General features: G+C 72.5%; 13 protein-coding genes. 6 read left to right on the top strand and 7 right to left on the bottom strand.

From position 1 onward, the window contains the following. Positions 1–54 precede the first annotated feature (54 nt). On the top strand, positions 55–1,509 hold the full coding sequence (gene argG / locus ACFZDE_RS25330) for an argininosuccinate synthase (RefSeq protein ID WP_390993989.1): 1,455 nt from the start codon (positions 55–57) through the stop codon (positions 1,507–1,509). A gap of 129 nt (positions 1,510–1,638) precedes the next feature. Here the strand turns inward: argG and pntB are convergent, their stop codons facing one another. Beyond that, complete coding sequence (pntB, locus tag ACFZDE_RS25325; RefSeq protein ID WP_391203338.1) at positions 1,639–3,072, bottom strand: Re/Si-specific NAD(P)(+) transhydrogenase subunit beta; 1,434 nt, start codon at positions 3,070–3,072, stop codon at positions 1,639–1,641. Positions 3,073–3,078: 6 nt separating this feature from the next. Next, the gene (locus ACFZDE_RS25320) at positions 3,079–4,635 is read right to left on the bottom strand and encodes a Re/Si-specific NAD(P)(+) transhydrogenase subunit alpha (protein ID WP_391203335.1); all 1,557 of its coding nucleotides are present in this window, start codon (positions 4,633–4,635) and stop codon (positions 3,079–3,081) included. Between the two features lie 301 nt (positions 4,636–4,936). Between ACFZDE_RS25320 and ACFZDE_RS25315 the strand changes: the two genes are divergently transcribed. Beyond that, positions 4,937–6,466, top strand: coding sequence for an MFS transporter (locus ACFZDE_RS25315; protein ID WP_390994928.1), 1,530 nt, complete (start codon positions 4,937–4,939; stop codon positions 6,464–6,466). Between the two features lie 9 nt (positions 6,467–6,475). Here the strand turns inward: ACFZDE_RS25315 and ACFZDE_RS25310 are convergent, their stop codons facing one another. Together ACFZDE_RS25310 and ACFZDE_RS25305 are read right to left on the bottom strand one after the other, a co-directional pair. After that, the gene (locus tag ACFZDE_RS25310) at positions 6,476–6,931 is read right to left on the bottom strand and encodes a VOC family protein (RefSeq protein WP_391203332.1); all 456 of its coding nucleotides are present in this window, start codon (positions 6,929–6,931) and stop codon (positions 6,476–6,478) included. A gap of 64 nt (positions 6,932–6,995) precedes the next feature. Further along, complete coding sequence (locus tag ACFZDE_RS25305; RefSeq protein WP_391203331.1) at positions 6,996–7,856, bottom strand: helix-turn-helix domain-containing protein; 861 nt, start codon at positions 7,854–7,856, stop codon at positions 6,996–6,998. A gap of 88 nt (positions 7,857–7,944) precedes the next feature. Here ACFZDE_RS25305 and ACFZDE_RS25300 point away from each other — a divergent pair, with 88 nt between their 5' ends. Both ACFZDE_RS25300 and ACFZDE_RS25295 read left to right on the top strand, forming a co-directional pair. Beyond that, positions 7,945–8,871, top strand: coding sequence for a polysaccharide pyruvyl transferase family protein (locus ACFZDE_RS25300; protein WP_390993994.1), 927 nt, complete (start codon positions 7,945–7,947; stop codon positions 8,869–8,871). Between the two features lie 102 nt (positions 8,872–8,973). Beyond that, positions 8,974–9,294, top strand: a complete 321-nt coding sequence (locus ACFZDE_RS25295; protein ID WP_391203329.1) for a hypothetical protein — start codon at positions 8,974–8,976, stop codon at positions 9,292–9,294. A 21-nt stretch (positions 9,295–9,315) separates the two neighbouring features. Here the strand turns inward: ACFZDE_RS25295 and ACFZDE_RS25290 are convergent, their stop codons facing one another. Further along, complete coding sequence (locus ACFZDE_RS25290; protein WP_391203327.1) at positions 9,316–9,900, bottom strand: HAD-IIIA family hydrolase; 585 nt, start codon at positions 9,898–9,900, stop codon at positions 9,316–9,318. Beyond that, positions 9,897–10,898, bottom strand: a complete 1,002-nt coding sequence (locus ACFZDE_RS25285; protein ID WP_391203324.1) for a glycosyltransferase — start codon at positions 10,896–10,898, stop codon at positions 9,897–9,899. Before ACFZDE_RS25285 ends, ACFZDE_RS25290 begins: the two co-directional genes overlap by 4 nt. Before the next feature lie 145 nt (positions 10,899–11,043). On the opposite strand from ACFZDE_RS25285, the gene ACFZDE_RS25280 reads away from it, so the two are divergent. Together ACFZDE_RS25280 and ACFZDE_RS25275 are read left to right on the top strand one after the other, a co-directional pair. Beyond that, positions 11,044–11,832, top strand: coding sequence for a polysaccharide deacetylase family protein (locus ACFZDE_RS25280; protein ID WP_391203321.1), 789 nt, complete (start codon positions 11,044–11,046; stop codon positions 11,830–11,832). Between the two features lie 28 nt (positions 11,833–11,860). After that, positions 11,861–12,301, top strand: coding sequence for an SRPBCC family protein (locus ACFZDE_RS25275; RefSeq protein WP_391203318.1), 441 nt, complete (start codon positions 11,861–11,863; stop codon positions 12,299–12,301). Between the two features lie 29 nt (positions 12,302–12,330). Here the strand turns inward: ACFZDE_RS25275 and ACFZDE_RS25270 are convergent, their stop codons facing one another. Further along, positions 12,331–13,482, bottom strand: a complete 1,152-nt coding sequence (locus ACFZDE_RS25270; RefSeq protein ID WP_391203316.1) for an XdhC family protein — start codon at positions 13,480–13,482, stop codon at positions 12,331–12,333. Positions 13,483–13,515: the final 33 nt, after the last annotated feature.

Genomic DNA, 13,515 nt, shown 5'->3' with positions numbered 1-13,515 from the left:
GCGATTTCGCATACCCCGCTTGCATGACTATGCAAAGTGATACATACTCTTTCTATGTCCAAGGTCCTCACCTCCCTGCCCGCCGGCGAACGCGTCGGCATCGCCTTCTCGGGCGGTCTCGACACCTCCGTCGCGGTCGCGTGGATGCGCGACAAGGGCGCCGTCCCGTGCACCTACACCGCCGACATCGGCCAGTACGACGAGCCCGACATCGCCTCGGTGCCCGGCCGCGCCAAGACCTACGGCGCCGAGATCGCGCGTCTGGTCGACTGCCGCGCCGCGCTCGTCGAGGAGGGCCTGGCGGCACTGACCTGCGGCGCGTTCCACATCCGCTCGGGCGGTCGGGCGTACTTCAACACCACCCCGCTCGGCCGCGCCGTCACGGGCACGCTGCTGGTCCGGGCGATGCTCGAGGACGACGTCCAGATCTGGGGTGACGGCTCGACCTTCAAGGGCAACGACATCGAGCGGTTCTACCGCTACGGCCTGCTCGCCAACCCCCACCTGCGCATCTACAAGCCCTGGCTGGACGCGGCGTTCGTGACGGAGCTCGGCGGCCGCAAGGAGATGTCCGAGTGGCTGCTCGCGCACGGCCTGCCCTACCGGGACAGCACGGAGAAGGCGTACTCCACGGACGCCAACATCTGGGGCGCCACTCACGAGGCCAAAACCCTGGAGCACCTGGACACCGGCGTGGAGACCGTCGAGCCGATCATGGGCGTGCGGTTCTGGGACCCGTCGGTCGAGATCGCCGCCGAGGACGTGACGATCGGCTTCGCCGAGGGCCGTCCGGTGTCGATCAACGGCAAGGAGTTCGCCTCCCCCGTCGACCTGGTCATGGAGGCCAACGCCATCGGCGGCCGGCACGGCCTGGGTATGTCGGACCAGATCGAGAACCGGATCATCGAGGCCAAGAGCCGCGGCATCTACGAGGCCCCGGGCATGGCCCTGCTGCACGCCGCCTACGAGCGCCTCGTCAACGCGATCCACAACGAGGACACCCTCGCCCAGTACCACTCCGAGGGCCGTCGCCTCGGCCGGCTGATGTACGAGGGCCGCTGGCTGGACCCGCAGGCGCTGATGATCCGCGAGTCGCTGCAGCGCTGGGTCGGCGCCGCCGTCACCGGCGAGGTGACGCTGCGGCTGCGGCGCGGTGAGGACTACTCGATCCTCGACACCACGGGCCCGGCGTTCAGCTACCACCCGGACAAGCTGTCCATGGAGCGCACCGAGGACTCCGCGTTCGGCCCGGTGGACCGGATCGGCCAGCTCACCATGCGCAACCTCGACATCGCCGACTCGCGCGCCAAGCTGGAGCAGTACGCCGGCATCGGCCTGATCGGCACCGGCAGCCCCACCATCGGCGCCTCCCAGGCCGCCGCGACCGGGCTGATCGGCACCATGCCGGAGCTGCCGCAGGGCGGCGCCGAGGCCATCGCCTCCCGGGGCGAGGTCTCGGAGGAGGACGCGTGGCTGGACCGGGCCGCGATGGAGTCCGGCACGGACTGACCCCACGGCACCACGAGAGGCCGGCCCGACACCCTGTCGGACCGGCCTCTGCCGTTCTCACCGGCCGTAGACCGCCGCCTCACCGTCGGTGGACACCTCGTGCGGCAACACCCCGGCGAGGCAGCAGGCTCAGCGTGACGTGCCGGCCATCGCCGGGACCGGGGTGTCCAGGGAGTCCAGGCCGCGCAGGATGTCCTCCACGCGCTGCCGGGCGTCGCCGAAGAGCATCTGGGTGTTCTCGCGGAAGAACAGCGGGTTCTGCACGCCCGCGTAGCCGGCGGCCATGGACCGCTTGAAGACGACCACGTTGGCCGACTCCCAGACATGCAGGACCGGCATCCCGGCGATGGGGCTGGAGGGGTTGTCGGTCGCGGCCGGGTTGACCGTGTCGTTGGCGCCGATGACCAGGACGACCGAGGTGGCGGCGAAGTCGTCGTTGATCTCGTCCATCTCCAGCACGATGTCGTAGGGCACATTGGCCTCGGCGAGCAGCACGTTCATGTGCCCGGGGAGACGCCCGGCGACCGGGTGGATGCCGAAGCGCACCTCCACCCCCCGCTCGCGCAGCTTGCGCGCCAACTCCGCGACCGGGTACTGGGCCTGGGCCACCGCCATGCCGTAGCCGGGGGTGATGATGACGGAGGTGGCGTTGCCGAGGAGTTCGGCGGTCTCCTCGGCGGTGATCTCCCGGTGCTCGCCCTGCTCGTCGTCGTCGGCGGACGCCGCCGGGGTGCCGAAGCCGCCCGCGATCACCGAGATGAAGGAGCGGTTCATCGCCTTGCACATGATGTACGACAGGTAGGCACCGGAGGAGCCGACCAGCGCGCCGGTGACGATGAGCAGGTTGTTGGCGAGCAGGAACCCCGAAGCCGCCGCGGCCCAGCCGGAGTAGCTGTTCAGCATGGAGACGACCACCGGCATGTCACCGCCGCCGATCGAGGCCACCAGGTGCGCGCCCAGGGCGAGCGCGACCACGGTGACGGCGATGAGCAGGCCGATGCCGGGGCGGGCGACGAAGGCGATGGTGAGGCCCACGAAGGCGACGAGCGCGCCTATGTTGAGGATGTGCTTGCCGGGCAGCGTGAGCGGGCGGGAGTTGATGCGGGCCGAGAGCTTGAGGTAGGCGACGACGGAACCGGTGAAGGTGACGGCGCCGATGAACACCCCGATGAACACCTCGGCGTGATGGATGCCCAGCAGCGAACCGGAGAGTCCGGCGTCGACGTCGAGGTAGCCGTTCCAGCCGACGAACGCCGCCGCCAGACCCACGAGGCTGTGCATGATGGCGATGAGTTCGGGCATTCCGGTCATCTCGACGACCCGGGCCCGCCACAGGCCGATGCCCGCGCCGAGGGCCGTGGCGACGACGATCAGTACGAGGCCGGTGGCGGTGATGCTGCGTGAGGCGAGCCCGACCGTGGCGGCGAGGGCGACGACCATGCCCGCGATGCCCCAGACGACGCCGGAGCGGGAGGTCTTGTGCTGGGAGAGACCGGCGAGGCTGAGGATGAACAGCAGCGCCGCGACGACGTAGGCGGCCTGCGCGGCCGTGTCTGTGGTCATTGCTGATCAGCCCTTCGAGAACATGCCGAGCATGCGGCGGGTCACGGCGAAACCGCCGAAGATGTTGATACTCGCCAGCAGGATCGCGGCGAACGACAGCACCGTGACGGCGGTGTCCCCCTGCCCGATCTGCAACAGCGCACCGACCACGACGATGCCGGAGATGGCGTTGGTGACCGACATCAGCGGAGTGTGCAGCGCGTGGTGCACATTGCCGATGACGTAGAAGCCGATCACGATCGCCAGCACGAACACCGTGAAATGGCCCAGCAGTTCACTCGGGGAGAAGGCCGTCACCAGGAACAGCGCCAGCGCCCCGGCACCGACCAGGGCGTAGGAGGACCAGGCCGGACGGGCCGGCTTCACCGGCGTCTCGGCCGCAGCGGGCTCCGGTTCCTTCGCCGCGGCCGGGGCGGGGGCCGCGGACACCTGGACCGGGGGCGGCGGCCAGGTCTTCTCGCCCTCCCGGACCACCGTGATCGAGCGCTGCACCACGTCGTCGAAGTCCAGCACGAGCCGGCCGTTCTTGCCCGGGGTGAGCAGCTTCAGCAGGTTGACGAGGTTCGTGCCGTACAACTGCGAGGCCTGCGCGGGAAGGCGGCCCGGCAGGTCGGTGTAGCCGATGATCGTCACGTCGTTGTCGGTGACGACGGCCTTCCCCGCCACCGTGCCCTCGACGTTGCCGCCCTGCGAGGCGGCCATGTCGACGATCACGCTGCCGGGCTTCATCCTGGCCACATCCGCGGCCGTGATCAGCCTCGGCGCGGGCCGGCCCGGGATCAGAGCAGTCGTGATGACGATGTCGACGTCGGCGGCCTGCTCGGCGTACAGCCGCGCCGCCAGCCGGTTGTAGTCGTCCGAGGTCGCCTTGGCGTAACCGTCGGTGCTCACCTCCTGCTCGGCGGTCACCTCCAGGAACTCCCCGCCCAGCGACCGCACCTGCTCGGCCACCTCGGGACGCGGGTCGGTCGCGCGGACGACGGCACCGAGGCTGCGGGCGGCGCCCACGGCCGCGAGCCCGGCCACGCCCGCCCCGGCCACGAGCACCTTGGCGGGCGGCACCTTCCCGGCGGCGGTCACCTGGCCGGTGAAGAACCGGCCGAAGGCGTGCGCGGCCTCGACCACGGCACGGTACCCGGCGATGTTCGCCATCGAACTGAGCACGTCCAGGGACTGCGCACGGGAGATGCGCGGTACGGCGTCCATGGCGAGCACGGTGATCGGGCGGCGTGCCAGTTCCTCGACCAGCTCGGGGTTGAGGGCGGGGCTGATCAGCGCGATCAGGGTCGCCCCGTCCCGCAGCCGGCCGATCTCCTCGCTGGAGGGGGCGTTCACCTTCAGCAGGATGTCCGACGCCCACGGGTCGCCGAGCCGGGCTCCCGCCTCCTCGTACGCGGCATCGGAGAAGCGGGACGAGGCTCCCGCTCCCGGTTCGACCGTCACGTCGTACCCGAGTGCCACGAGTCTCCCCACGGTGGCCGGCGTCGCCGCCACCCTGGTCTCGCCCGCAGTGGACTCGGCCGGAATGCCGATCCCCTGGGGTTGCGGTTCCGCTGGGACCATCGTCTGCCTCTCCCGTCGTTCGACTGCCTGTCCTCCTTGGTGCCCGCATCCTGCACGTTCGACGCGGCATCCGTGGCGGACCGTGGTCACATCGCCGGGGAGGCCGTCCTCACACTGCCCAGGGGTTGCCGAACGGCGTGTTCGGGGGTATCTGTGTGCCGCGCGGGGCGGAAAGCGTCCTGTGATGCGACGTGGCACGGCCGGGCGCAGACTTGTTGTCGTGACTAGCACGCGCCCGGGGCGCGGCGAGGCCGCTACCCCTCCCTCATCCGCACCGCACCAGAGTGTCGCGCTGGCGGCGATGATGTTCGCCGTCGCCATGACCTTCATCGACCAGACCATCGTGTCGATCGCGGCCCCGGACATCGTCCGCGAACTGGGCCTGTCGTCCTCGGGCATGCAGTGGGTCGTCAACGCCTATCTGCTGGCCCTCGCCGCCTTCTTCGCCCTGGGCGGCCGTCTGGCGGACCTCTACGGGCCGCGCCGGATCGTCGTCATCGGCACGATGGTGTTCGTCGTGTCGTCGGTGCTGTGCGGTTGCGTCCCCGAGGGCGACGCCGCGCAGGCCTGGCTGATCATCTTCCGCGCCACCCAGGGTCTCGGGGCGGCGCTGCTGTTCCCGGCGGCCCTGGCCGTGGTGGTGGCGGTGTTCCCGGTCGAGCGGCGCGGGCGTGCTCTGGCCCTGTTCTTCGGGATCACCGGCGCGCTGACGGCCATCGGCCCGCTGCTGGGCGGCTGGCTGACGAACTGGACCTGGCGCGCGGTGTTCTGGGTCAACGTGCCGGTGGCGATCGTGGCGTTGGTCCTCACGGCGATGGCGCACATCCAGGACCGGCGGCGGTCCGGCACGCTGGACGTGCCGGGTGCCGTCCTCATCGCGATCGGCATGGGCCTGAGCGTCCTCGGCTTCCAGCAGGCGTTCTCCTGGGGCTGGGGCAGCTGGGCGACCTGGGTGTGCATCGTGGGCGGCCTGGCCGTGCTGGCCGGGTTCGTCCGCTTCGAGCGCGGGGTGGAGCATCCGCTGATCGATCTGCGGGTCTTCCGCGACAAGGCGTTCAGCGTGGACGCGCTGGTGTTGTTCTTCGCGATGCTCGCGTTCGTCCCGCTGTTCTTCTTCGCCTCCGTCTACGCCCAGGTGTCGCTGAGCGCCTCGCCGAACCAGGCGGCGCTGTTCCTGCTGTACATCTTCGTGGGCTTCGCGATCGCCTCCCAGTGGGGCGGCCGGATCCTCGACAAGAAGGGCGCCAGGCCCGCCCTGAAGATGGGCGGGGTGGTGGGCGCCGTCGGGTTCGCGCTCTGGGCGGGCGAACTCACCAACCTGAACATGCACGACCAGTGGCTCTACGCGGCGCTCGCCGGGGCCGGTATCGGTTTCATCCTGGCTCCGGCGTCGACGGACGCCGTGAACCGGGCCATCGGCGCCTCCTACGGCGAGGTCACCGGCATCACCCAGACCGTGCGCAACTTCGCCGCCAGCGTGGGCATGGCGATCTACGGCACGATCCTGACGCACGTCACGACCGACCAGGTCACGGACACCCTGGAGTCCCGCGGCGTGCCCGCCGGGACGGCGGAGAGCACGGCGCGCGACGTCACCGAAACGGTCACGGGCAACGGCGACGCCCGGCCGCCCACCGGCACCGGCCCCGCCGCCGAGGCGACCCGGGACGCGATGTCGGCGATCCGCATGGACTTCGCGGAGGCCAACCAGTGGGTGTTCTACGGCATGGCCATCGCGCTGGGCATCGCCTTCCTGTGCGCCCTGCGGCACCCCGGCGGCACGGTGGACGCGAACGCGAAGGTGGCGGAACCGGCGGCGCGGACCCGCTGACCAAGCCCGTCAGGACGTGAGCAGGTCCGTCGTCCGCTGCTGGATCTGCTCGGGCGTCAGGTCCTCGATGGTCTGGGAGATCATCCAGAGATGGCCGAACGGATCGGCCAGCCGGCCCCCACGCTGCCCGTAGTGCTGGTCGGCGATCGGATACACCACCGTCGCCCCGCCCCGCAGCATCGCCTGGGCGACGGCGTCGGCGTCGGGCACGTCGAGCGCCATGATCACCGGGCTGCCGCCGAGGGACGTCGGCGCGAGGTCGGCGGTGTCGGCGTCCTTGACCGCGATCGCGGCGCCGCCCAGTCGCAGCATCGCGTGCACGATCCGCCCGTCGGGGCCGGTGTACCGCTCGATCTCCTCGGCTCCGAGGGTGTTTCGGTAGAAGTCGATGGCCCGGGCACCGTCGCTGACCACGAGGCGGGCGTAGAGGCGGGTGACGGCGGGGGTGGTGTCTGTGTGCGTCATGCCTTCACCATCGCGGGTTTCCGGCGGCGTGGATTGTAGAAAAACGCCTGCCCGGGCGGGTGGATCAGGCGCCGAGCGGCACGTGGTTGCGTTCGCGCGGCGAGCGCGGTGCGTACGCGGTCGGGGTCATGCCGGCGAACGCGCGGAACTCGTGGATCAGGTGGGCCTGGTCGTGGTAGCCGCAGTGCGCCGCGAGGAACGCCCAGTCGGGCGGCCCGTGCCCGGCGTTCACCTGCCCCAGCAGCCGCTGGAAGCGCCGGACGCGCGCGTACCGCTTGGGCGGCAGCCCCAAGTGCTCGGTGCAGCCGCGGGCCAGCCGTCGCTCGGTCCAGCCGAGCCGGTCGGCGACCTCGCCCACGGGGGTGCCGCGGTCGAGCAGCGCCGCGGCGAGCCGTAGCGCCGGGTCGGGCTCCGGCGGGCGCCGCGCCCGGTCCGTCAGGGCCGTCTCCAGCGCCCGGAGTCCGGCCCGGGGGCCACCGGCCGCCATGGCCTCGATCAGTCGCTCGCGCAGCACCGCGCCGTCCGTGCCCCACAGGTCGTCGAGGCCGACGAGCCGGTCGCGGACCTCGGAGACGGGGGCGTCGAGGCAGGGGCGGACGCCCCCGGGCCGGAACGCCACCCACAGGACGGCTCGTTGCTGTGCCGGGTCGATCACGGCCGGTTCCGAGTACGGCCCGTGCAGGGCGGCTCCCCCGGTACGCCGACGGGCGCCCTTCAGCGGCGCCGAGGACAGGGCGTCCTCGTCCAGGTTGACCAGCAGTTGCGCACCGCCGGTCGGCAGGGCCAGCTCGGCGGAGTGCGCGTACCGCCCCCGCACCCAGCCCATCGCACCGATCGCCGCCCCGAGCCCGGGCACAGTGAGCCGCGTCGTCAGGGCGACGGGCCCCTCCCCCGCCGCAGGAGCCATACGAGCCATACGAGCCATACGGCCAGCCTACGACCGCGCTCCGAACCGCACCGGAAATGAGCGTGATGCCCCGAATGTCTTGCCGTGGGACGGGCACTCAGGGCATGTGCACACTCAACAGGGCAAACGACCGCGCAGGGTGCTGCTCACCGGGTGGTTCAGCTTCCGGGACAGGGAGGCGACCGCCGGGGACGTGCTGGCCCTGCGCCGGGTGGAGGACGTCATGCGGGGCACGGGCATCCCCTACGACGTCGCCTGGAGTCCCGATTTCCGTCCGGAGGCGCTGCATCTGGACCGGCTGTGGCCCGAGGACTACACCCACCTGGTGTTCGTGTGCGGCCCGCTGCACGGGCCGCAGGTGGAGGAGCTGCACCGGCGTTTCGCGCACTGCGTGCGGATCGCCGTCGGCACCTCGGTGATCGACCCGGGCAGCTCGGCGGTGACCGGCTTCCACCGGGTGCTGCCCCGGGACGGGCCGGACAGCGAGCCGGTGGAGGACCTCGCGGCCCGCGCCCCGGACGTACCGGCGCGGCCCGTCGTCGGGGTGATCCTCGCGCACGGGCAGCACGAGTACGGGCGGCTGCGGCGGCACGGGCAGGTCGCCGAGGAGGTGACGCGCTGGCTGGCCGCGAAGGACTGCGGACGCCTGGAGCTGGAGACCCGGCTGGACACGCACGACTGGCACCTGAGCGCGACGCCGGCGCAGCTGCAGTCCGTGCTGGCCCGGCTGGACCTCGTCGTCACCGACCGGCTGCACGGGCTGGTGATCGCGCTCCGGGTGGGCACGCCGGTGCTGGCCGTCGACCCGGTGGCGGGCGGTGCCAAGCTGACGGCGCAGGCCCGTGCCTGCGGCTGGCCCGCGCTGGTGCCCGCCGAGCGGCTGGACGTGCGGCAGTTGGACCGCTGGTGGGACTGGTGCCTGACCGGTGGCCGGGTGGCCGCGCGGCAGATCCGCGACGGGTTCCGCGAGGGCACCGTGCCGGACAGCGCGGACCGGCTCGTCGAGGCGCTGGCCCGGCCCGTGCCCGGTTAGCGCGGGCCCCCCGCGGGGCACCCGCAGGTACGTCCCGCCGTACTTCCCCCGCCGCGCGTCCCCCTGAAGGAGAGACGGTCCGGCTGCCCGGAAGGAGAGAGCGTGTCCCTCGGCCGACTTCCCGAGAACGAGCAGCGCATCCTTGACGAGATGGAACGCGCGCTGCGCCGCGACCGCCGCCTCGACCGCAAGCTGCGCACCCACCGGGTGCGCCGCCGCCCCGACCCCGCCCGCGTCCTGGCCCGTCTGGCCGCCTACCGGCCCCGTGTCCGGACCGTGGTGGTCCTGGTGGCGGTGTCGGCCGGGCTGATGGTGGCCGGGATCGTGACGGCCGAGCCGGGGGTGATCTGGGCGTTCGCCGCGCTGTGGCCCCTGACCGTGTTCACCGCCTTCCGGCTGATGTGCCGGTGGTGCGGAAGCTGAGCCACCCCGTCACTCCGGCCGTCACTCCGGGCCGGCCGTGAACGCCTCCCGGACGGGGCGTTCGTCGGCGAGGACACGGCCCTTCGGGGGTCCGTCCAGCACCGCGCGGACGGCGGTGAGCAGGTCCGGGGCGAGGTGGTCGGCCCGGGCGGTCTCCTCGGGCCGGGTGTGCCCGTTGGGGACGAGGATGCCGTGGGCGCCTGCCCGGCGCGCGGCCCGGGCGCCGACGGCGGTGGAGCCGATGACGACGAGGTCGGCGGGCCCGGTGCAGATCCGCCCGCCCGCCCAGAGCAGCAGGCCGGGCTGCGGCCTGCGGCAGTGGCATCCGTCGCCCGGGCCGTGCGGGCAGACGGCGAACACGTCGAAGGGGCCGAGGAGTTCGTCGACGCGGCGGTTGACGCGCCGGACGTCCGCGTCGCTGAGCCGTCCGCCCGCGACCCCCGGCTGGTCGGTGACGACGCCGGTGCGGATGCCGTGCCCGCGCAGCAGGTCGAGCGCCTCGCGGGCGCCCGGGACGGGACGTACGCGTTCGGGGTCGGCGTTGTCCGGGACGTCCTCGACGAGCGTGCCGTCGCGGTCGAACAGCACGGATTTCACCGGGCTCACGGGGTTGCCTCCTCCTGCCAGGCGGGGGTGTGGCGGTGGCGCCAGGCACCCGCCAGCCGGTGCCAGGTCGCGGTGGGCGGGATGAGCACGCTGGTGGCCAGCATCGTCGTCACCTCGTGGCGGGTGCGCGGCCCGGGGGCGATGCGGGCACGGGCGAACTCCGCGGTGCCGGCCGCCCAGCCGAGCGCGCAGGCCGTCGCGGCCCGGCCGTGCCCGGTGGCGGCGAGGGCGCAGGCGGCGACCCCGGCGGTCGTGATGGCCGCGTGGGAGCGGATCCGTCCGCGGGGCGCGACGGCCTTGTCCCACCAGTCGGGGCCGTGCAGATGCCGCATGAGGGCGTCGTCGGCGTTGCCGCGCTGACGGCGCACGGACGCCCAGCGGGAGGCGGAGCGCACGGGGTGGCGGGTGGTACGGCGGCCCTGCCGGATGCGCCAGCCCGAGTCGAGCACGCGCAGCGCGAGGTCGGCGTCCTCCCGGAAGGCGCGCTGGAAGCGTTCGTCGAAGCCGCCGACCTGCTTGAGGACGTCCGTGCGGTAGGCCATGTCGGAGGTGACCCAGTGGGACCCGACGAGTCCGGCGGTGTCGCGCTCCCAGTCGGTGGGGCGGCGCTCCCCGGGCAGCGGCACGGCGAGCACGCCCTGGATTCCGGCGGTGTCGTGGGAGGCCTCGGCGAGGTCCTCGGCCAGTTGCTCGCACCAGCGGGCGCCGACCTGGACGTCGTCGTCGAGGAACACGGTCCACGGCGTGTGCACGGCGCGCAGTCCGGTGTTGCGGGCGGCGGCGGGCCCACGACCGCCGCCGCCCAGCACACGGGTCCGCTCCCGCAGGTCGCCGAGGACGCTCAACGGGTGCTGGAGCGGGCCGGGTTCGCGTGCGGTCCGGTCGTCGACGAGGACGATCTCCGCGGGGCGTGGCCCGGTCGAGGCGGCGAGCGCGGCGAGACAGTCGGCGAGGGTGTCCGAGGCGAGGGTCGGGATCACGACGGCGTACGCGGTCATGCGGTCGGCCCTCCTCCGGCGGCACGGTCGAGTCACTGTGCTGTCGAGTGCCGCGGAACGACTCCCTGAAACACCGAGTCAGGCGGGTCGGGGAACGCCTGCGAGACTATACATCGCGCGTATACACGACATGTATAGTCCCGGCATGCCTTCTCCGACCCAGAAGACGAAGAAAACGAGGACCGCGTTCCGAACGGCCGGAACGCTCGCGGTGACCGCCGCCCTCAGCCTCGCCCTGAGCGGCTGCGCGGGGACCGACACCACGGCTCCCAGCACCGTCAGGGCCCGCCCGGCCACCGACATGGAACCGGCCCGCTTCGGCGCCGTCGACTGCCGCGAGATCAAGTGCATCGCGCTCACCTTCGACGCCGGGCCGAGCGAGCACTCCGCGCGGCTGCTGGACATCCTCAAGGAGAAGCAGGTCCCGGCGACCTTCTTCCTGCTCGGCGCGCGGCACATCGAGAAGTACCCGGAGCTGGTGCGGCGGATGGCCGACGAGGGCCACGAAGTGGCCAGCCACACCTGGGACCACAAGATCCTCACCCGGCTGAAGCCCGAGGAGATACGCGAGGAACTGGAACGCCCCAACGAGGCGATAGAGCGCCTGACCGGCCGGCGCCCGACCCTGATGCGCCCGCCGCAGGGCCGCACCGACGACACCGTGCACGCCATCAGCCGCGAACTGGGCCTCTCCGAAGTGCTGTGGAGCGTGACGGCCAAGGACTACCGGACGACCGACTCCGACCTGATCACCCGCCGGGTCCTCGCCCAGTCCTCCCGGGACGGGATCATCCTCCTGCACGACCTCTACGACGGAACGGTGCCTGCGGTGCCCGGGATCATCGACGCGCTGAAGGAACGCGGCTACGTCTTCGTCACGGTGCCCCAACTGCTGGCACCGGGGAAGGCCGAGCCGGGCGAGGTGTACCGATGACTCCCCACGGGTTCCCTACCATCGGGGGGTGGCGAACTTCCTGCTCGAACGCACTGTCCCGCTCCCCCTCGACGAGGCGTGGCGGCGGATCACACGGTGGCCGCTGCACGGCGAGGCGGTCCCGTTGACGGTGGTCAGGGTGGAGCCGTCCGGCCCGGCGCGTGCGGGGTCGCTCGTCGTGGCCCGCTCGGGCGCCGGGCCGCTGGCCTTCGACGACCCGATGGAGATCACGGTGTGGCAGCCCCCTGAGGACGGGATCGCGGGGTTGTGCCGGCTGGAGAAGCGGGGCCGTGTGGTGCTCGGGTGGGCCGAACTCGAAGTACGGCCGGGGCCGGGGGGCCGTACGCGGGTGGTGTGGCGGGAGGAGATCCGGATCCGGTTCCTGCCGTCGCTCTTCGACGGCATCGTGCGGCGCTCGTCGCGGTACGTGTTCGGCCGGGCCCTGAACCGCCTGCTCAGACAGCCCTGACAAGCGCCCGCGGCCCGGCCCCCGGGGCCTCAGGCCACCGACTCGATCCGCCCGACGGTCTTCGGCTCCGGCTCGTGGTGGATCGGCGTGTGCGCCCCGGTCAGCGACAGGCCGCTGCCGCCGCGCTTCCCGGCGACGATCTCCGACGCGATCGACAGGGCCGTCTCCTCGGGCGTCCGGGCCCCGAGGTCCAGGCCGATCGGCGAGTGCAGCCGGCTCAACTCCAGCTCCGTGACGCCCACTTCACGCAGGCGCGCGTTGCGGTCCAGGTGGGTGCGCCGGGAGCCCATGGCACCGACGTACGCCACCGGCAGGCGCAAGGCCAGCCGCAGCAGGGGCACGTCGAACTTGGCGTCGTGGGTGAGGACGCACAGCACCGTACGGGCGTCGACGTCGGTGTGCTCCAGGTAGCGGTGGGGCCAGTCGACGACGATCTCGTCGGCGTCCGGGAAGCGCGTGCGGGTCGCGAAGACGGGGCGGGCGTCGCACACGGTGACGTGGTAGCCGAGGAACTTGCCCATGCGGACCAGGGCCGCGGCGAAGTCGATCGCCCCGAAGACGATCATGCGGGGTGCGGGCACCGAGGACTCGACCAGGACCGTGAGGGGCGCCCCGCAGCGAGAGCCCTGCTCACCGATCTCCAGGGTGCCGGTGCGCCCGGCGTCCAGGAAGGCGCCGGCCTCGGCGGTGACCGTGCGGTCCAGCTCCGGGTGGGCACCGAAGCCGCCCTCGCGCGAGCCGTCGGGGCGGACCAGGAGGGCCCGGCCCGTCAGTTCGCGCGGGCCCGACACGATCCGCGCCACCGCCGCCGCCTCCCCAGTCGCGGCGGCGGCGAGCGCGGACGCGACCACCGGACGGACCGGATCGGCGGCCCGTACCGGGGTGACCAGGATGTCGATGACGCCGCCGCAGGTCAGGCCCACGGCGAAGGCGTCGTCGTCGCTGTACCCGAAGCGCTCCAGGACGGTTTCGCCGTCCCGCAGCGCCTGTGCGCACAGTTCGTAGACCGCGCCCTCCACACAGCCTCCGGAGACCGAACCGATCGCCGTGCCCTCGGTGTCCACCGCGAGCGCGGCGCCGGGCCCGCGGGGCGCGCTGCCGCCGACGGCCACCACGGTGGCCACGGCGAAGTCACGGCCCTGCTCGACCCACCGGTTCAGCTCCTCGGCGATGTCCAGCATCTGTCTCGGTCTCCTCGGGGTTGCGGCGGGCGG

The organism is Streptomyces sp. NPDC007929 (genome assembly GCF_042959065.1).
GTDB lineage: Bacteria > Actinomycetota > Actinomycetes > Streptomycetales > Streptomycetaceae > Streptomyces.
The sequence above is the reverse complement of the archived record's forward strand: the minus strand, read 5'-3'. Positions and strand labels throughout refer to the sequence as shown.

Excerpts from the sequence above, each read along its gene's own strand:
- argG (WP_390993989.1), top strand. The coding sequence starts at position 55 with ATGTCCAAGGTCCTCACCTCCCTGCCCGCCGGCGAACGCGTCGGCATC.
- pntB (WP_391203338.1), bottom strand. The coding sequence starts at position 3,072 with ATGACCACAGACACGGCCGCGCAGGCCGCCTACGTCGTCGCGGCGCTG.
- ACFZDE_RS25320 (WP_391203335.1), bottom strand. The coding sequence starts at position 4,635 with ATGGTCCCAGCGGAACCGCAACCCCAGGGGATCGGCATTCCGGCCGAG.
- ACFZDE_RS25315 (WP_390994928.1), top strand. The coding sequence starts at position 4,937 with ATGATGTTCGCCGTCGCCATGACCTTCATCGACCAGACCATCGTGTCG.
- ACFZDE_RS25310 (WP_391203332.1), bottom strand. The coding sequence starts at position 6,931 with ATGACGCACACAGACACCACCCCCGCCGTCACCCGCCTCTACGCCCGC.
- ACFZDE_RS25305 (WP_391203331.1), bottom strand. The coding sequence starts at position 7,856 with ATGGCTCGTATGGCTCGTATGGCTCCTGCGGCGGGGGAGGGGCCCGTC.
- ACFZDE_RS25285 (WP_391203324.1), bottom strand. The coding sequence starts at position 10,898 with ATGACCGCGTACGCCGTCGTGATCCCGACCCTCGCCTCGGACACCCTC.
- ACFZDE_RS25280 (WP_391203321.1), top strand. The coding sequence starts at position 11,044 with ATGCCTTCTCCGACCCAGAAGACGAAGAAAACGAGGACCGCGTTCCGA.
- ACFZDE_RS25270 (WP_391203316.1), bottom strand. The coding sequence starts at position 13,482 with ATGCTGGACATCGCCGAGGAGCTGAACCGGTGGGTCGAGCAGGGCCGT.